Annotated in this window: 15 protein-coding genes; 9 read left to right on the top strand and 6 right to left on the bottom strand. The window is 72.8% G+C overall.

Annotated features, from left to right (window positions below; translation table 11 throughout):
- Nucleotides 1-42 precede the first annotated feature (42 nt).
- On the bottom strand, nt 43-1,092 hold the full coding sequence (locus EV187_RS14960) for an LLM class flavin-dependent oxidoreductase (RefSeq protein WP_130353836.1): 1,050 nt from the start codon (nt 1,090-1,092) through the stop codon (nt 43-45).
- A 210-nt stretch (nt 1,093-1,302) separates the two neighbouring features.
- Here EV187_RS14960 and EV187_RS14955 point away from each other — a divergent pair, with 210 nt between their 5' ends.
- Both EV187_RS14955 and EV187_RS14950 read left to right on the top strand, forming a co-directional pair.
- Nucleotides 1,303-2,847, top strand: a complete 1,545-nt coding sequence (locus EV187_RS14955; protein WP_242609622.1) for an FAD-binding oxidoreductase — start codon at nt 1,303-1,305, stop codon at nt 2,845-2,847.
- Nucleotides 2,848-2,927: 80 nt separating this feature from the next.
- Nucleotides 2,928-4,112 carry a hypothetical protein gene (locus tag EV187_RS14950; RefSeq protein WP_130353835.1) on the top strand — a complete coding sequence of 395 codons (1,185 nt, stop codon included), beginning with the start codon at nt 2,928-2,930 and terminating at the stop codon, nt 4,110-4,112.
- A gap of 3 nt (nt 4,113-4,115) precedes the next feature.
- Here EV187_RS14950 and EV187_RS14945 read toward each other — a convergent pair whose 3' ends face one another.
- The gene (locus EV187_RS14945; protein WP_130353834.1) at nt 4,116-4,517 is read right to left on the bottom strand and encodes a hypothetical protein; all 402 of its coding nucleotides are present in this window, start codon (nt 4,515-4,517) and stop codon (nt 4,116-4,118) included.
- A 155-nt stretch (nt 4,518-4,672) separates the two neighbouring features.
- On the opposite strand from EV187_RS14945, the gene EV187_RS14940 reads away from it, so the two are divergent.
- Nucleotides 4,673-5,665: an LLM class F420-dependent oxidoreductase gene (locus tag EV187_RS14940; protein WP_130353833.1), complete on the top strand. Its 993-nt coding sequence runs from the start codon at nt 4,673-4,675 to the stop codon at nt 5,663-5,665.
- Between the two features lie 48 nt (nt 5,666-5,713).
- On the opposite strand, the gene EV187_RS14935 is transcribed toward EV187_RS14940, so the two are convergent.
- The gene (locus EV187_RS14935; protein ID WP_423190893.1) at nt 5,714-5,992 is read right to left on the bottom strand and encodes a glutaredoxin family protein; all 279 of its coding nucleotides are present in this window, start codon (nt 5,990-5,992) and stop codon (nt 5,714-5,716) included.
- 68 nt (nt 5,993-6,060) lie between these two features.
- Here EV187_RS14935 and EV187_RS14930 point away from each other — a divergent pair, with 68 nt between their 5' ends.
- Nucleotides 6,061-6,498, top strand: coding sequence for a YdeI/OmpD-associated family protein (locus EV187_RS14930; RefSeq protein ID WP_130353832.1), 438 nt, complete (start codon nt 6,061-6,063; stop codon nt 6,496-6,498).
- A gap of 26 nt (nt 6,499-6,524) precedes the next feature.
- On the opposite strand, the gene EV187_RS14925 is transcribed toward EV187_RS14930, so the two are convergent.
- Nucleotides 6,525-10,124, bottom strand: coding sequence for a TM0106 family RecB-like putative nuclease (locus EV187_RS14925; RefSeq protein WP_130353831.1), 3,600 nt, complete (start codon nt 10,122-10,124; stop codon nt 6,525-6,527).
- Nucleotides 10,125-10,195: 71 nt separating this feature from the next.
- Nucleotides 10,196-10,822, bottom strand: coding sequence for a TetR/AcrR family transcriptional regulator (locus tag EV187_RS14920; RefSeq protein WP_130353830.1), 627 nt, complete (start codon nt 10,820-10,822; stop codon nt 10,196-10,198).
- A 107-nt stretch (nt 10,823-10,929) separates the two neighbouring features.
- Here EV187_RS14920 and EV187_RS14915 point away from each other — a divergent pair, with 107 nt between their 5' ends.
- From EV187_RS14915 to EV187_RS14905, 3 genes are read left to right on the top strand one after another with little or no spacing between them, the layout of a single operon-like run.
- A complete protein-coding gene (locus EV187_RS14915; RefSeq protein WP_130353829.1) occupies nt 10,930-12,492 on the top strand; it encodes a purine-cytosine permease family protein in 1,563 nt (520 codons plus the stop codon).
- Nucleotides 12,489-13,523, top strand: a complete 1,035-nt coding sequence (locus EV187_RS14910; RefSeq protein ID WP_130353828.1) for an agmatine deiminase family protein — start codon at nt 12,489-12,491, stop codon at nt 13,521-13,523. Before EV187_RS14915 ends, EV187_RS14910 begins: the two co-directional genes overlap by 4 nt.
- Nucleotides 13,520-15,316: an amidase gene (locus EV187_RS14905; protein ID WP_130353827.1), complete on the top strand. Its 1,797-nt coding sequence runs from the start codon at nt 13,520-13,522 to the stop codon at nt 15,314-15,316. The genes EV187_RS14910 and EV187_RS14905 overlap by 4 nt, the downstream gene beginning before the upstream one ends.
- Before the next feature lie 6 nt (nt 15,317-15,322).
- Here EV187_RS14905 and EV187_RS14900 read toward each other — a convergent pair whose 3' ends face one another.
- Entirely contained in the window at nt 15,323-15,742 is a 420-nt protein-coding gene (locus EV187_RS14900; protein ID WP_130353826.1) for a TM2 domain-containing protein, read from the bottom strand.
- Between the two features lie 109 nt (nt 15,743-15,851).
- Between EV187_RS14900 and EV187_RS14895 the strand changes: the two genes are divergently transcribed.
- Nucleotides 15,852-16,610: a YqjF family protein gene (locus EV187_RS14895; protein ID WP_242609621.1), complete on the top strand. Its 759-nt coding sequence runs from the start codon at nt 15,852-15,854 to the stop codon at nt 16,608-16,610.
- Nucleotides 16,611-16,708: 98 nt separating this feature from the next.
- Nucleotides 16,709-17,464 (top strand): SDR family NAD(P)-dependent oxidoreductase, encoded by a 756-nt coding sequence (locus EV187_RS14890; RefSeq protein WP_130353825.1) that lies wholly within the window; start codon nt 16,709-16,711, stop codon nt 17,462-17,464.
- Nucleotides 17,465-17,493: the final 29 nt, after the last annotated feature.

Raw genomic sequence — 17,493 nt, 5'->3', positions numbered from 1 at the left:
GCCCCGGGCGAGCTGCCCGGGGCATTTCCATGCTCCGCCGCCTCAGCCGAGCAGTTCGCCCGCCAGCAGCGCGAGGGTCTGCTCACGGCCCGGCGCGGCATCCGTCGGCTCGGCCTCGGAGGAACCCGCGATCGGCGCCACCATCACCTCGTCGATCCCGTGCCGCTCGGCCAGGCGGCGCAGCTGGTCGGCCGCGCCCGCGGCATCCGCGATGATCCATCGCCGTTCCATCGCGGCGATGACCTCGTCGCCGATCGAGTCGGCGGGGGCGGTCGACGCCTCCTCCACCGTCTCGAGGGGCCGCATCGGCCGGTTCGTGCGGAGCCGCGCCATCGACCGCAGCTGCGGCAGCGCCCGCGCCCGCGCCTCCTCGAGGGTCGGGGCGACCGACGCGTTCACGGTGAGGAAGGTCTCGGGCGTCGGGTGCGCCTCGCTCGAGCGGTACTCGGTGCGGTAGAGCTCGAGCGCGCGCTCGAGGCCCTCGCCCGAGAAGTGGTTGGCGAACACGTACGGCAGGCCGAGCTCGGCGGCGAGCTTCGCCGAGTAGTCGCTCGAGCCGAGCAGCCAGATGGTCGGCACCTCGGTCGCCGCGGGCGTCGCGGTGATCGCGTACTCGCGCCCGCTGGTGAGGCGCAGCGACGCGCCGTCGGGCGACAGCAGCGAGAGGATGTCGGCGACGTGGTCGGGGAACCGGTCGACGTCGGCGGTGGGGCCCGAGATGCGCAGCAGCTGCGTGATCACCGGATCGCTGCCCGGCGCGCGGCCGATGCCGAGGTCGATGCGACCGGGTGCGAGGGCCTCGAGCGCGGCGAACTGCTCGGCGACGACGAGGGGCGCGTGATTGGGGAGCATGACGCCGCCGGAGCCGACCCGGATGCGCTCGGTGCGCGCCGCGGTGGCCGCGATGAGCACCGGCGGGGTGGTCGACGCCACCGCGGGCATGTTGTGGTGCTCGGCGAACCAGTACCGCGTGAAGCCGAGCCGGTCGGCGAGCTGTGCCAGGCGCACGGATGCCGCGACGGCACCGGCACTGGTCTGGCCGCTCCGCACGGGAACGAGGTCGAGCACGGAGAGGCGGAGCGTGTCAGTCATCGCTTCGGGCAACGGACGGGGACTCCGCGCTATTCCGCTGGGGCGGGATAACCCTGAGGCAGGCGGAGGGCTCCCCCTGACGCGGCGCGCCGCCGTTCGTCGTGAGATGGACCGTGCGTTCGTGCGAGCCGCCGGGATCCCCCGCGGCCGTCCGCCTCCGAAGCGAGGGCCCGGGCCCGCGACCGCGACACACCCCGAAAGGAACCGTCCGTGAACACCCCTGTGCCCGCCGGCGCCGCCGCGAATGACGACGCCCGCGCCGACCTTCCCGCCGACCTTCTCGCCGGCCGCTCAGCGCTCGCTCCCGTCACCGACATCTCCGAGGCGCTCCCCGGGCACGACGAGGTCGTGACCCTCTCGCTGCGCGAAGCCCTCGCCCTGCTCGATGAACGGCTCGCCGGCCGCGTGGTCATCCCGGGCGACCCCGGTTGGGACGAGGCGCGTGCCGCGTGGAACCTCGCGGTCGACCAGCGCCCCGTCGCGGTCGTCGTCGCCGGCAGCGAGAACGACATCGTGCACGCGGTGCGCACCGCGAAGGGCCTCGGCCTGTCGGTGGCGCCGCAGGCCACCGGCCACAACGCCGGACCCCTCGCCGCGGCGAACGGCCTCGCCGACTCGCTGCTGCTGCGCACGTCCGAGCTCCGCGGCGTGCAGGTCGACCCCGACCTGCGGGTCGCGCGCGTCGAGGCCGGCGCCCTCTGGGGTGACGTCGTCGCCGCGGCGGCGCCGCACGGCCTCGCCGCGCTCGCCGGATCGTCGCACGACGTCGGCGTCGTCGGCTACACGCTCGGCGGCGGCATCAGCTGGCTCGGACGCACGCACGGCCTCGCCGCCAACTCCGTGCTCGCCGTCGAGCTCGTCACGGCCGACGGCGTGCGCCGGCGCGTCGACGCCGACCACGACCCCGAGCTGTTCTGGGCCGTGCGCGGCGGCGGCGGCGACTTCGGCGTCGTGACCGCACTCGAGTTCCGCCTCTACGCGATCGCCGAGATCGTGGGGGGCACGCTCTTCTTCCCGCTCGAGCGCGCCGAGGAGGTGCTGCAGGCGTGGGCCGCGTGGACCGCCGGCGTACCCGACACCGTCACCTCCGTCGGTCGCGTGCTCCGCCTCCCGCCGATGCCCGAGCTGCCGCCCTTCCTGTCGGGCCAGTCGTTCGTCGTCGTCGAGGCGGCGATCCAGGAGTCGCCCGAGCGGGCCGACGAGCTGCTCGCCCCGCTGCGCGCGCTCGCACCCGCGATGGACTCGGTGCACCCGCAGCCGGTCGCCGAACTGCTGCAGCTCCACATGGACCCGCCCGCACCCACGCCGGGGTACGGCGACGGCATGCTGCTCGCCGAGCTGCCGCCCGCCGCGGTGCGCGCCTTCATCGCGGCCGTCGGCCCCGAGTCCGGCAGCGCACTGCTCTCGGCCGAGATCCGCCACGTGGGCGGCGGCCTCGCACCCGAGGTCGCGCTGGCGACGGCCGCCGAGCGCGGCACGCCGGCGCCGGGTGCCGTCGCGGGCCTCGAAGCGGAGTACCTCGTGTTCGGCGTGGGCATCGCGGTGCCCGGCGCCGGCGAGGCGCTCGCTGCGTCGCTCGGTCGGCTGCTCTCCCGGGTCGAGCCGTGGCGGGCGCCGGTCGACTACCTCAACTTCGCCGAGCACGAGCGGCCCGCCGAGCGGCTCTTCGGCGAGCGCGTGCACCGCCTCCGCGCGGTGAAGCAGGCGGTCGACCCCACCGGAGTCATCCGCTCCAATCACCCCGTGGGTCGGTGACGGGGGGTGTCGCTCGCGCCCCGGCCTTCATAGGCTGGGAGCGAGCGACACCGCTGTCGCGAGATCTCGGGGAGGAACGAATGACGGTCCATTACGAGCTGCCCACCAGCGCCGATTTCAGTGCACTGGCAGGTCCGCACCACCCCGCGATCACCATCTACGCCTCGACGTCGCCCGTGGTCACCGAGCGCGAACGCGCGGAGGTCGCGGTGAAGAGCGCCTTCGACGAGGCGATCGAGCAGGTCAAGGCATCCGGCGCCTCGAACCGCGAACTCACGGAGCTGCGCATCGAGCGCGACGCGATCATCGGCGACCAGGCCCTCTGGGCGGGACTCGCCCGCTCCCTCGCGATCTTCGTCGCCCCGGGCTTCAGCGAGGTGTTCGTGCTGCCGAACCGGCTCGACGACGCCATGCACGTCGGATCCCACTTCACCCTCGGCCAGCTCCTGCGCGCACCGAGCCAGGACCAGGAGGCGTACGCCGTCGCCATCTCGGCGAACGAGTGGACCCTCTGGCACGCCACCCCGACCGACCGGGCCTCGCAGCTGCCGATCGATCCCACCCTGCCGAAGAATGCGGTCGAGGCGGCCAACCGCGAGGCCGGCGAGGCCGGCACGCGTCGCGTCGGCGGGCACGGCGACCGCGGCGCGAGCGAGGAGGATCGCCGCCCCGCGACCCTCGACATCTACGCCAAGCGCGTGGCCGACGCCGTGCGCCAGGAGCTGCAGGTGCGCGACCCCGACGAGCGGGTGCCGCTGTTCGTGTTCGCGGCCGAGCCCACGCTCAGCCAGTTCATGGAGCGCGCCCACGACCACCGGCGCATCGTCGCGGTGCAGGGCGCCCCGGATCGGCTCGGCCCGTCCGAGATCGACGAGGTGCTGCGCGGCCAGCTCTCCTCGCTCAACATCGACGAGGCGGAGACGGCGCTGCACGGCCTCGCCGAGGGAAGCGCCGGCCGGGTGGAACGCGACCTCGCGGCGATCGGGCGGCTCGCCGCCGACGGCGCCGTCGAGACGCTGTGGTTCGACTTCACCACGTCGGTCAACGGCACGCTCGACCACGAGTCGGGCGCGATCGAGTTCGCGACCGGCAACGGCGAGGGCGAGGCCCTCAACGACGGCACGCTCGCCGGCGACGTGCTGCCGCAGCTCGCGCTGCTCGTGATGGCGAAGGGCGGAAAGGTCGTCACCGTGCGCAGCGGCGACCTCGACGGGACCGTGTGGTCGGGACCCGCCATGGCGGAACTCAGGTACGCGCTGGCCTGACGGTCAGACGGCGGATGCCGCGAGGCGGCCGTGTGCGGCATCCGACGGCCGGCGCGCCCCCGTGCCGGCTCGGCGCATCGCCGCCGGCACGACGGGGATCGTGAATCCCTCGCGCCATCCGAAGCGGATCTGCACCTCGTGGGCGCGGGAGTCCTCGACCAGCACCTCGACCTCCGTCTCGGTGACGACGCGGGGCGCCCGCGTCGGGGCGTCCTCGCGGAGTTCGAGCCAGAGGCTGTCGGGGTGCGCCACGACGCCGGGGTTCGCGGCCACGAGCCGGAGCTGCCACCCGCTGGTCGGGCAGAGGCCCGAGCCGGACACGCGGATGAGCCGGCCGCCGGAGGTCTCGATGGCGATGGCCCGGAATTGGGTCGCGGAGAAATCGCAGTGGTTCGGCACAGTCATGGGTCAGACGCTAGGCGGCCGGGCGCGGTGCGTCGTCAGTGCCAGCGCTGAGATCGTCGCGCTCGACGGGCGGAGGCGGCATCCGTCGGTGCTGAGCGCAAGGGTCCCGCGGAAAGCGCAATCTGCCCGTCGATCCGCGGCCTAGGCTGGCACTCATGCGATTCGGAATGTTCGTCCCCCAAGGCTGGCGTCACGATCTCGTCGGCATCGATCCGGCGGAGCACTGGCAGACGATGCGCGGCATCGCGCAGTGGGCCGACGCCGGCCCGTGGGACACGATCTGGGTCTACGACCACTTCCACACCGTGCCCGTGGCGAGTGCGACCGAGGCGACGCACGAGGCCTGGTCGCTGATGTCGGCGTACGCGGCGACCACCTCGCGCGTGCGCCTCGGCCAGATGTGCACGTGCATGAGCTACCGCAACCCGGCCTACCTCGCGAAGGTCGCCGCGACGGTCGACGTGATCTCGGGCGGACGCGTCGAGATGGGCATCGGCGGCGGCTGGTACGAGCAGGAATGGCGTGCCTACGGGTACGGTTTCCCGCCCGTGGCCGAGCGGCTCGCGCGGCTCCGCGAGGGCGTGGAGATCATGCACCAGGCGTGGACGACGGGCACCGCGACCCTCGAGGGAGAGCACTACCGCGTCGACGGCGCGATCGTGCGGCCGTTGCCGCTGCAGGACGGCGGGATCCCGATGTGGGTCGCGGGCGGCGGCGAGAAGGTGACGCTGCGGATCGCCGCGAAGTACGCGCGGTACACGAACTTCACGGGCAGCCTCGAGGAGTTCGCGCACAAGCGCGACGTGCTCGAACGGCACTGCCGGGCGCTCGGCACTGACTTCGACGCGATCACGCTCTCGTCGAACTTCAACACCGTGATCGGCACGGATGCCGCGGACGTCGCCCGCCGGCTCGACGCGATCGAGGCGCGCGTCGCGCCATACCTCGGTCCGGAGAAGACCGCGCACTACATCGCCGACTTCCACAGCCCCAACGCCGCGGTGGGAACGCCCGAGCAGGTCGTCGCGAAGCTCGCCGAACGGCGGGAGCTCGGCCTGGACTACGTCATCTCGTACTTCCCCGAGGCGGCGTACGACCGATCGGGGCTCGAGCTGTGGGCCTCGGAGGTCATCCCCGCGCTGCGTTAGCGCCCGTCGCGTCGCCGAGCGACCCCGCCGGGTCGCGACGTGCCGGGGCTACGCCGCGATGGCCTCGTCGAGCTTCCCGGCGAGCTCGGCATCGGTCGGCTCGGTGAAGTGGGTACCGTCGGGGAAGACGACGACCGGGATCTGCGTGCGGCCGCTGATCGCCTTGGCGCGCTCGGCGCCGTCGAAGACGAGCTCGAGGTCGACGTAGTCGTAGTCGACGCCGCGGCGGTCGAGGAGCGCCTTGGAGCGGCGGCAGTCGCCGCACCACTCGGCGCCGTACATCGTGATTCGGGCAGGGTTCAGGTCTGAGATCGCAGGGGAGGTCACGCTGGAACCATACGCAGCGAGGCTGGGTGGTATTCCCAGCTTCCGGTGGCGATGGCAGACTCGCCTCCATGCGGTTCGAGACGACGATGTTCCTGTCGGGCAACAACACGGGGATCGAGGTGCCGCCGGAGGTGGTCGAGTCGTTCGACGCCGGGAAGCGTCCACCCGTGGTCGTGACCGTGAACGGGTTCGAGTACCGCAGCACGATCGCACCGATGGGCGGCAGGTTCCTGATTCCGTTCAGCTCCGACAAGCGCGCTGCGACCGGCATCCAGGGCGGTGACCCGATCGTGGTCGACCTCGAGCTCGACACGGCGCCCCGCACCGTGGACGTGCCCGGCGACCTCGCGGCGGCGCTCGATGCGGCCCCGGGCGCGCGTGAGGCCTGGAACCGACTCGCGCCGAGCCACAGGAAGGCGCACGTGACCGCCATCGAGGGGGCGAAGGCCGCCGAGACGCGGCAGCGGCGCATCGCGAAGGCGATCGAGGCGCTCACCGCAGGCTGAGTCGCGGGCGCCGGGATGCTCCGGGGCTACGTCGCCGCGATCGACATCGCCGGTTCGGGGCGGGAGTCGACGCTGGCCTCGACGAGGCGGATGAACGCGCTGAGCTGGGCGACGCCCTCGGGCGTGCGGGGCAGCGTGTCGAGCAGGCCGGGCGAGTAGATCAGGTAGGCCGCCCACTTCGCCCGCGAGATCGCCACGTTCAGCCGGTTCTTCAGCAGGAGGAACTCGACGCCCCGCGGGGCTGCGGCCGCTGACGATGCCGCGAGCGACACGATCGCGACGGCCGCCTCTTGGCCCTGGAACTTGTCGACGGTGCCGACGGGCACGCCGGTGAACCCGGCCGCGTCGAGCGCAGCGCGCACCTGCGTCAGCTGCGCGTTGTAGGGCGTGACCACGATGAGGTCGCGCTGCTGCAGCGGGCGTGCGGGTGCCGCGGCATCCGTCGCGTCGACCCAGGCACGGCCGAGCAGCTCCCCGACGAGGCCGACGACCGCTGCGGCCTCCTCGGGCGAGGAGGTCGTGTTGCCCGCGTGCTCGATCGGCACGGGAGTGAGGCCGGGCGCGACCCCGTCGAGGGATCGGCGCGTGGCGATCGGGTGCGAGTGCAGCTCGCCGTCGTAGGAGAGGAGCGACACCGGCGCGGCCACTGCCGGATGCATCCGCCGGCTCTCGGCGAGGAAGTAGCCGTACTCGGCGGGCAGCACGTCGTGCCCGTCGGCGACCCACCCGAGCGCCGACTCGTCGACCGGCTCGGGGTGGTTGCCCTGGCTCACCTGCGGCAGCTGCTGTGGATCGCCCAGGAGCAGGAGGTTGCGTGCGGCGACGCTCGAGGCGATCGTGGCGGCCAGCGAGAACTGGCCGGCCTCGTCGATCACGAGCAGGTCGAGCGAGCGGCGCGGCAGTCGGTCGGCGTTGGCGAAGTCCCACGCCGTGCCGCCGACCACGAAGCCGGATGCCGCGTGCGCGGCGGTGTACTCGGCGACGCCGTCCTTCGTGATGATCGTGTAGCCGTGGTCGCCCGGCTCGCGGGCGTCCTTCGGGGCCTTGGCGACGAGATCGGGATCGAGTCCGGCGCGCACGACGGCGTCGAGCACGTTCTCGACGACGGCGTGGGACTGCGCGACCACGCCGATGCGCCAGCCGTGGTGCGACACGAGCTCGGTGATCACGTGCGACGCCACGTAGGTCTTGCCCGTGCCGGGAGGCCCCTGCACGGCGAGGTAGGAGTCGTCGAGCCCGCGCAGCGAGGCGACGACCCCCCGCACGTAGTCGTGGTCGGTGAGCGGCGCGAGCCCCCCGACTCCGTCGCGCGTGCGCGGCGGGATGCGGCGCAGCACGTCGATCGAGGGATTCCTCGGCCACGCGAACGGGTAGAGGCTCGACAGCTCCTGCGCCCACTCGAGGATCGCCTCGCGCTGGCGGCCCGCGGGCGGCGGCGTGCCGGGCACGACGGCCATGGGCAGCTCGGACCAGGTGAACCCGGCGACCGACCGCTCCTCGACGATGAGGCCGTCGTCGAGCACCTCGAGCACGCGCACCGAGTTCTGGGTGCGCGAACCGGGCCGCAGCCCCTGCCGTGGGAACGGTGCGGGGGAGTCGTAGAGCACGAACAGCTCGCCGCCGACGCCGAACCGCGACCCGGGCGCGATCCGCCCGCGCAGCAGCAGCTCGCGCCGATCGACGCGGTGCTGGTCTTCGCGGTACCAGCGCTGGGCAACGGTGGAGAGGGCGGGGTCGACCACGAGCACGTCGCGGTGGTCCTCCCACGCCTCGAGGGGCTGCTCGACGCGGAAGAAGTGCCCCCACCAGAAGCTCTTCGCCTCGCGGTCGTGGTAGTCGATCGCGGCGGCCGCGAGCGCGAGCGCGGTGTGGTCGGGGTCGCGCTCGGGGTCGTCGGGCGGCCCGGCGAGCCGCTGCAGCTCGACCGCGAGCGGAGAGGCCTCGTAGACCTTGCCGGCCGCCTTCGCGGCCTCGACGAGCAGCGACTCGGGCACCGGCTCGACGCCGGCCTCGCGAGCGAGCCCGAGCAGCCAGTCGCGCAGGCGCAGCGTCGACACGCAGTCGTAGCGGTTGTAGTCGGCGAGGTCGTCGAGCACGTGCTGCGCCGCCGCGGCCCCGACGAGCCCGGTGGCCGGGTCGAGTCCTCCGGTGGCGAGGAGCTCGCGGGCGCGCACGTACTCGAGGATCGAGTCGCCACCCGACTTCACCTCGGCCTCGCGCAGCTCGGTGCCCATGTAGAGCGGCTCGAGCTTCTTGATCGAGTACGACCGGCTGCCCACCCGCACCGCGCGCTTCACGATCGGGTAGAGGTCGACGAGCACCCCGTCGGCGAGCAGCTGGTCGACCGCTGCCTCGCCCACGCCGTGCCTCGAGGCGATCGTGAGCAGGTGCGTGCGCTCGTAGCTCGCGTAGTGGTAGATGTGCATGTTCGGGTGGGCCGCGCGACGTGCGGCCACGAGTGCGAGGAACTGCTCGAGCGCGACGCGCTCCTCGGCGAAGCTGTGCGCCCAGAGCGGCGTGAACCGCTCGGCCGTGTCGACCATGCCGAACAGGTAGTCGATTCCCCAGTCGGTGGCGGCGCCCTCGGTGTAGAGCGGGTCGCCCTCGAAGTCGAAGAACAGGTCGCCGGCATCGGGCTCCGGGATCGCGGCCAGCGACGTCGCGTCGCGCACCACCACGGGCGGGGGAAGCGGCGGGTCGTCGGGCGAGCGGAGCCCGGAGCCGGACTCGATCAGCGCGGTCGCCGCGGCCTCGGCCGCCTCGGCCTGGAGCTGCAGCCGCGCCTGGATGCGGAGGTTCTCGATCGTGGCGTCGAGGATCCCGGGCACCGGTCCCTCGGAGGCTGCGAGCGCGTCGATGGTGTCGATGCCCGCCTCGAAGAGGAGCGCACGCTGCGTGGTGCGCAGGCCGGCCACCAGCAGCACGTCGCGGTGCGCCTGCACCTCGAGGTCGCACGTGGGGCATCGCCCGTCGAGCTCGTATCGCGGGTCGCCCCAGGCGACCGGGCCGTCGTCGGCGAGGCGCTCGGCCACGAGCTGCTCGAGCCGGGCCCGGCGCAGCCGGTAGACGGGAGCGATGTCGTCGAGGCGGTGCACGCTGGTCGACCCGTCGCCGAGCAGCAGCTCGACCGTGTCGGCGCACGGCACGCCGACGCGCTGGAGCTGCTCGGCGTACGCCGCGAGCTGGAGGAGCGCCGTGACGCGCGCCCGCCGGGCGAGCTTCGAGTCCTGCACGAGGTAGCGGCCGTCGGGCTGCCGCACGATGAAGTCGGCGAAGCCGATGAAGCCCTCGTCGGCGAACGTGGCCTGGAACACGACGGGTGCCCCCGCGGCGAACGCCGCGAGCGTGGCCTCGACCGCGGCCTGGACGGCGGCGGCGTCGCGCACGTCGGGCCGCTCGATCTCGACGACGGCCGACCCGAGCTCGGCGCGATAGGCCTCGAGCACGCGATGCTCGTGCTCGTCGCCCATGCGTCCGGAGCGCTCGAGCATCGCGTCGGCGACCGGTTCGAAGAGCGTGTCGCGACCGAGCTTGACGTCGAGCTCGCGCAGGAAGGCGAACTCGCACTCCGACGCCTTCTTCAGGTCGCTCGCGCTCGTGACGACGGTGCCGTCGACCAGGTACATGCCGGCCTCCTCCCGTCGTCTCGGTCTTCACCGTAGCGTCGGCCGCCGACATGCGGTCCGTCGCGCGCTCGCTACCGTGCGGCGAGCGCGCCTCGGCCGAGCCCGAGCATGCCCTCGACGGCGTGGCCGATGCGGGAACCGCGGTCGTCGGCGTCCTCCCAGCGCACGAGGGCGTGCGCGTTGAGGCCGTCGATCATGCCGAGCAGCTGCCAGGCGACGGATGCCGCGTCATCCGCCTCGAACTCGCCGGCCGCGATGCCCGCCTCGACGATGCCCTGCACGAAGGTGCGCCAGGCGTCCATCTCCTCGCGGACCCGGGCGGCGAGGGCCTCGTTGCGACGGCCGAGCGCCCACGCCTCGACCCACACCACGGTGACGTCGTCGCGGCTGCCGTCGAGGAGCGTGTCGAGCAGGGCGGCGAGCCGCGCGCGCGGCGACGGCAGCGCGGCGACCAGGTCGTCGACCTCGTCGAGCTCGGCGGAGACGATCGTGCCGAACGTCGCCGCCACCAGCGCGTGCATGTCGGGCTCGTAGTGGGCGACGAGGGCGGGGGCGACGTCGATGCGAGCGGCCACGGCGCGCAGCGTGACGCCGTACAGCCCGTGCTCGAGGGCGACGTCGCGTGCGGCATCCGCGATCTCGGCGGAGCGTTCGGCCGGCGACTTGCGGGCCGCCTTCTTGCGCGGGGGTCTTGACATCGTGACCTCAGTGTAGGTAGCGTCGCTGCAACTTATTGATCGTGTGATCAATAATAGATCGAGTCCCCGATCGTGTCGAGAGATCGAATCCCGGAGAGTCCTCAACGATGAGCCACCGCACACCCGACCCCGAGACGGCAGCGCAGCCGTCGCCCACCGCCCCCGCCGCCCCTGCCGCCGACCGGGCCGGCCACGTCGAGCGCCACGGCATCGACGTCATCCCGGCATCCGACCGCCACGGCCGCCCGCGCGAGCTCTTCTGGGTGTGGATGTCGGCGAACGTCGTCTACCTCTACTTCGTGCTCGGCGGCGTGCTCGTGCTGCTCGGCCTGTCGCTCTGGGAGGCCCTCGCGATCACCGTGATCGGCAACCTCTGGTGGGCGGCCGTGGGCTGGCTCGCGGTGAGCGGCCCGGCGTCGGGCACGCCGAGCGTGGCGATCATGCGGGCCATGTTCGGCGTGCGCGGCAACCGCGTCTTCGGCGGCGGACTCGGCGTCGCGATCGGCCTGTTCTACGAGATCATCAACATCGCCGTGGCCACCCTCGCCGCGAACGCGCTGCTCGGCCTCCTCGGCGTGCCGCTGCCCGCGGGCACCGAGTGGATCGTGCTCGTCGTCGTCGCCGCGCTCAGCTTCATGCTCAGCGTGTACGGACACGCCACCATCCTGAAGCTCGCGCCGGTCTTCTCCGCCGCGCTCGCCGTGGCCTTCGTGGTGCTCGCGGTCTTCGTGCTCGGCGCAGCCGACTTCTCGTACACGCCGGCGCCCATGCCCGTCGCCGACCACTGGGCGATGGTGCTGCTCGGGTACGCGATCGTCGCCTCGGGCCCGCTCTCGTGGGGCACCGGCGCCGACTACGCCCGCTACCTGCCCCAGCACACCTCGAAGCGCGCGGTCGCCTGGTGGACCGCCCTCGGCGGCTTCATCCCCGCCGTGCTCATCGGCAGCCTCGGGGTGATCGCGGCGACGGCGATCGACATGACCGACCCGCAGCACACCATCGGCGAGATCGTGCCGGCCTGGTTCACGCCGATCTTCCTCGCGATCGTCGCCCTCGGCAGCATCACGAACAACGTGCTCGTGGCCTACTCCACCGGTCTCTACGCCCAGGGGCTCGGCATCCGCGTGTCCCGCGCCGCCACGGTCGTCATCACGGGCGTCGTCGCGACGGTGCTGGCCGGCTGGTTCGTGTTCCTGGCGCCGAGCTTCCTCGACACGCTGAACGCGTCGCTCGAGCTCAGCGTCACGGTGCTCGGCCCGCTGGTCGCGGTGTACGCCGTCGACATCCTGCTGCGCCGCAACCGCTACGACGGCGTGGCCCTCAGCGACGAGCGACGCACGAGCCCGTTCTGGTACTCGGGCGGCTGGTTCTGGCCCGGCACGATCGCGATGGTGGTGGCCACCACGGTCGCCGTGCTCATGGCGAACACCACCCTCTACGTCGGCCCGATCGCGATGGCGCTCGGCGGCGCCGACCTGTCGGCGTTCGCCGGTCCGATCCTCGGCGGCGCGATCTACGCGGCGCTCTGGCTCACCACGAACCCCTATCGCCACCCGGCGCGGCGCCCCGCGGCATCCGCGGGCACCGATGTCCCCGCCGTCCCCGCCGTCCATGATGGGATCACGGATGCCGCGACATCCGCCGCCCGCGACCTGGAGGTTCACGCATGACCTGGCGAATGCCCGCCGAGACCGCCCCGCACGAGCGCACCTGGATGGCGTTCCCACGCCCCGGACTGACGCTCGGCGACGACCCCGCGTCGGCCGAGGAGGCGTACGCGGCGTGGACCGCGGTGGCGCACGCCGTGGCAGAGTTCGAGCCGGTGACCATGGTCGTCGACCCGGTCGAGCACGACCGCGCCCGCCGCATGCTCTCGGCCGACATCGAGCAGCTCGCGGCGCCGCTCGACGACTACTGGATGCGCGACATGGGCGCGACCTTCGTGCTCGACGACGAGCGGCCGGGCGTGCTCGGCGGCGTCGACTGGATCTTCAACGGCTGGGGCGCGCCGAAGTGGTCGACCTGGGAGAAGGACCGCGAGATCGGCCGCTTCGTCACGGAGGCCGCGGGCGCCGAGCTCGTGTCGTCGATGCTCGTGAACGAGGGCGGCGCGATCCACGTCGACGGCGAGGGCACCGTGCTCGTCACCGAGACCGTGCAGCTCGACCCGGGCCGCAACCCGTACGCCGACAAGGCCCGCGTCGAGGCCGAGCTCGCCCGCACCATCGGTGCCGAGACGGTGATCTGGCTGCCGCGCGGGCTCACCCGCGACTACGAGGACCTCGGTACGCGCGGCCACGTCGACATGGTCGCCACGATCCCGTCGCCGGGCACGCTGCTGCTGCACGAGCAGCCGAACCCCGAGCATCCCGACCACGTCGTGATGCGCGGGCTGCGGGCGTTCCTGTCGGAGCAGACGGATGCCGCGGGCCGCCGCTTCGAGATCATCGACCTGCCCGCGCCCGAGGCGCTGCGCGACGACGAGGGCTTCGTCGACTGGAACTACGTGAACCACCTCGTCGTCAACGGCGGCGTGATCGCCTGCGGCTACGGCGAGGAGCGGGCGGATGCCGCGGCGCGCGAGCTGCTCGCCGCCGCCTACCCCGGCCGCCGGGTCGTCACGGTCGACGCGAGGCCGATCCTCGCCCGCGGCGGCGGCATCCACTGCATCACGCAGCAGCAGCCGGCGGTCGGGCGATGAGCGGCGGGAGCGGCGAGGGTAGCGCCGGTCGCGCGGCCTTCGACGTCGTCGAGGCGTCGATCGCCGACCTCCGCGCCGCCCTCGACGCGGGGCGCACCACGAGCGAGGAGCTCACGCGCGCCTACCTCGCGCGCATCGAGGCCTACGACCGCCCGGGGACGCCGACCGCGCTCAACGCACTCGTCGTGATGAACCCCGAGGCGCTCGCCGATGCCCGGGCCTCCGACGTGCGTCGTGCGCGGGGGGAGACGCTCGGCCCGCTCGACGGCATCCCGTACACCGCCAAGGACAGTTACCTCGCCCGAGGGCTCACGGCGGCCGCGGGAAGCCCGGCGTTCGAGCGCCTCGTGGCCCAGCGGGACGCCTTCACGATCGAACGGCTGCGCGCCGGCGGGGCGGTGTTGATCGGCCTCACGAACATGCCGCCGATGGCGAACGGCGGCATGCAGCGCGGGGTCTACGGCCGCGCCGAGAGCCCGTACAACGCGGACTTCCTCACCGCGGCGTTCGGCTCGGGCTCGTCGAACGGCTCGGGAACTGCGACCGCGGCGTCGTTCGCGGCCTTCGGGCTCGGCGAGGAGACCTGGTCGAGCGGCCGGGCGCCCGCGTCGAACAACGCCCTGTGCGCGTACACCCCCTCGAGGGGTGTCATCTCGGTGCGCGGCAACTGGCCGCTCGTGCCCACCATGGACGTGGTCGTGCCGCACGCGCGCACCATGGCCGACCTGCTCGAGGTGCTCGACGTGATCGTGGACGACGACGTCGAGACGCGCGGCGACTTCTGGCGGGTGCAGCCGTGGATCTCGATCCCGGCCTCGTCGGCCGTGCGCCCGCCGTCGTACGGCGCGCTGCGACCCGCGGATGCCTCGGGGTCACCGGATGCCGCCGTCGCCCGCGCCGCGCTCGCGGGCAAGCGGTTCGGCATCCCGCGCATGTACGTGAACGCCGACCCCGACGCGGGCACCGCCGAGCCCGGACGCAGCCCCGGCATCGGGGGAGCCACCGGGCAGCGCATCGAGACCCGGGCATCCGTCATCGAGCTCTGGGAGGCCGCTCGCCGCGACCTCGAGGCCGCGGGCGCCGAGGTCGTCGAGGTCGACTTCCCGGTCGTGTCGAACTACGAGGGCGACCGGCCGGGAGCGCCGACGATCGCGACCCGCGGGCTCGTCTCGCCCGAGTACCTGCGCCGCGAGATCGTCGACCTGTCGGCCTGGTCGTGGAACGACTTCCTCGACGCGAACGGCGATCCCGCGCTGTGCGCGCTCGCCGACGTCGACGGCACGCGCATCTTCCCCCACCCCGAGGGTGCGCTGCCCGACCGCTACACCGGCTTCGACGACGACATCGCCGAGTACCCCGAGTGGGCGCGCGCGCATCCGGGCGCGACGTTCGAGGACATGCCCGAGCTCGAGGCGGGGCTGCGCGGCCTCGAGGAGACGCGTCGCATCGACCTCGAGGAGTGGATGGACGGCCTCGGGCTCGACGCCGTCGTGTTCCCGGCGGTCGCCGATGTCGGTCCCGCGGACATGGATGTGAACGAGGCATCCGCCGACCTCGGCTGGCGCAACGGCGTCTGGGTGGCGAACGGCAACCTCGTTCCGCGGCACCTCGGCATCCCGACCGTGACCGTGCCCATGGGCACGATGCGCGACACCCGGATGCCGGTGGGCCTCACGTTCGCCGGACGCGCCTACGACGACACCGCCCTGCTCGCGCTCGCCGCCGCCTTCGAGGCGACGGGCTCGCGCCGCACCGCGCCCCCGCGCACGCCGCCGCTCTCGACGGCCCGCTGAGCCCGGTCAGAACCGGTCCTGCCACCAGTCCATCATCGGCGCCATCTGCACCCAGAAGCTGCTGAACGCACTCGAGATCGTCGACGTGATGAGCCACAGCCCGAACCCCGCCGCGGTGATGATCCAGGCGATCATCTTGTGCTCCTGGAAGTCCGGCAGCAGGCGCCCCTCCTTGTCGCGCTGCACTCCGGCGAGGGTGAGGATGAGGTCGATGAGCCACCAGATGCCGAGGCCGCCGATGGTGAGCAGCTTCAGGATGCCCGTGCCGACCTTGCCCAGGTAGAAACGGTCGACTCCGAGGAAGCCGAGCAGCCAGGCGAACATCCACGTGGCGATGAACGAGCGTTCGGGCACCGTGGATGCCGCGGGCAGGCCGGCGGGCGGCGGGCCTCCCTCGCTCGGTGCGGCGGGCGGGTAGACGGTCATGATGCACCTCCCTGCGCCGTCAGTCTGGCCGCGGCGCCGGCGGCCGGCGGGGTCGAAGGTCCCGCCGGGCGGACGCCCCGGCTTCCGTGCCGCGCGCTAGCGTGAGCACGTGATCGCCGATCCCCGAGCGACGAAGCCGCCCGGCCGGTTCCTCACCGGCCGGTGGACCGATCTGGCGATGCTGAACTTCGCGTGCCCCGCCGAGCTGCTGGAGCCGCTGGTGCCGCGCGGCACCGAACTCGACGCCCACGCCGGAACGCCGCAGGTGAGCCTCGTCGGGTTCATGTTCCGGGACACCCGGGTGCTGGGTGTCCCGGTGCCGTTCCACCGCACCTTCGAGGAGGTCAACCTCCGCTTCTACGTGCGTCGCGACCTCGACGGCGAGGTGCGCCGCGGCGTCGTCTTCGTGCAGGAGCTCGTGCCGCGGTGGGCGATCGCGACCGTGGCGCGAGTGCTGTACCAAGAGCGGTATCGGGCCGTGCGGATGTCGCATCAGGTCGATCTCGTCGATGGGCGGATTCCGACCGGCGGCGTCGTCGAATACCGCTGGCGCGCCTCGGGAGATGCGTTCCGGATGCGCTGCCTGGTGAGCGCGCCGGCGGCGGAGATCGCCGCGGGCTCGGAGGAGGAGTTCATCACCGAGCACTACTGGGGCTACGCCGCCCAGCGTGACGGAGGCACCGTCGAGTACCGGGTGGAGCATCCGCGCTGGCGCGTGCATCCGGTCGGGGAGCGTCTCGTCGAGGGCGACCTCGCGGCGCTCTACGGTGCGGCGTTCGGCGAGGTGCTCTCGGCGCCGCCGACCTCGGCCTTCGTGGCGACTGGGTCGCCGATCATCGTGCGCCGGCCACGCCGCCTCCCGATGTGACGTTCGGCCTTCGGTCCTGTGGGCATCCGCCGTAGCGTGGACCGAGGGTCGACTCGGATCGACCGGGTCCGACCCCGACCACCCGAGGAGGACTCCACATGGCTGTCTACGACGTTTCCGGACGTTCCGCGATCGTGACGGGTGCCGGCAGCGGCATCGGGCGGGCGATCGCCCTGCGGCTCGCCGACAGCGGCGCGGCGGTGGTGGTCAACGACCTCGACGGCGACCACGCGGCGAGCGTCGTCACCGAGATCAACGACGCGGGGGGCCGCGCTGCGGCTTCCGTGGGCGACGTGACGGACGCCGCCTGGATCGACGATTCGATCGACGCCGCGAACGCGCTCGCGCCGTTGCGGATCGCAGTGAACAACGCCGGCATCGGCGGGCCCTCGGTGCTGATCGGGGAGTACCCCGACGACGGCTGGGCGAAGGTCATCGACGTCAACCTCAACTCGATCTTCCACGGGATGAAGCGCCAGTTGCCCGCGATCGCCGCCAACGGCGGTGGTGCCGTGGTGAACATCGCCTCGATCCTCGGCAGCGTGGGCTTCGCGAACTCGTCGGCGTACGTCACGGCCAAGCACGGCATCGTCGGCCTCACGAAGAACGCCGCGCTCGAGTACGCCGACCGGGGCGTGCGGGTGAACTCGGTCGGACCGGGGTTCATCAAGACGCCGCTCGTCGACGCGAACCTCGACGAGGACGCCCAGCAGTTCCTCGCCGGGATGCACCCGCTCGGCCGGCTGGGCGAGCCCGATGAGGTCGCGCACCTCGTCGCGTTCCTCGCGAGCGACGGGGCGAGCTTCATCACGGGCAGCTACCACCTGGTCGACGGCGGCTACACGGCTCGCTGACCGGGCTCGCCCCGCACCGGACGGGGCCA

Origin of the sequence: Agromyces ramosus (assembly GCF_004216665.1) — a bacterium.
Taxonomy (GTDB): Bacteria; Actinomycetota; Actinomycetes; order Actinomycetales; family Microbacteriaceae; genus Agromyces; species Agromyces ramosus.
Note: the sequence above shows the minus strand (reverse complement) of the source record. Positions and strands in the feature narration are given on the sequence as shown.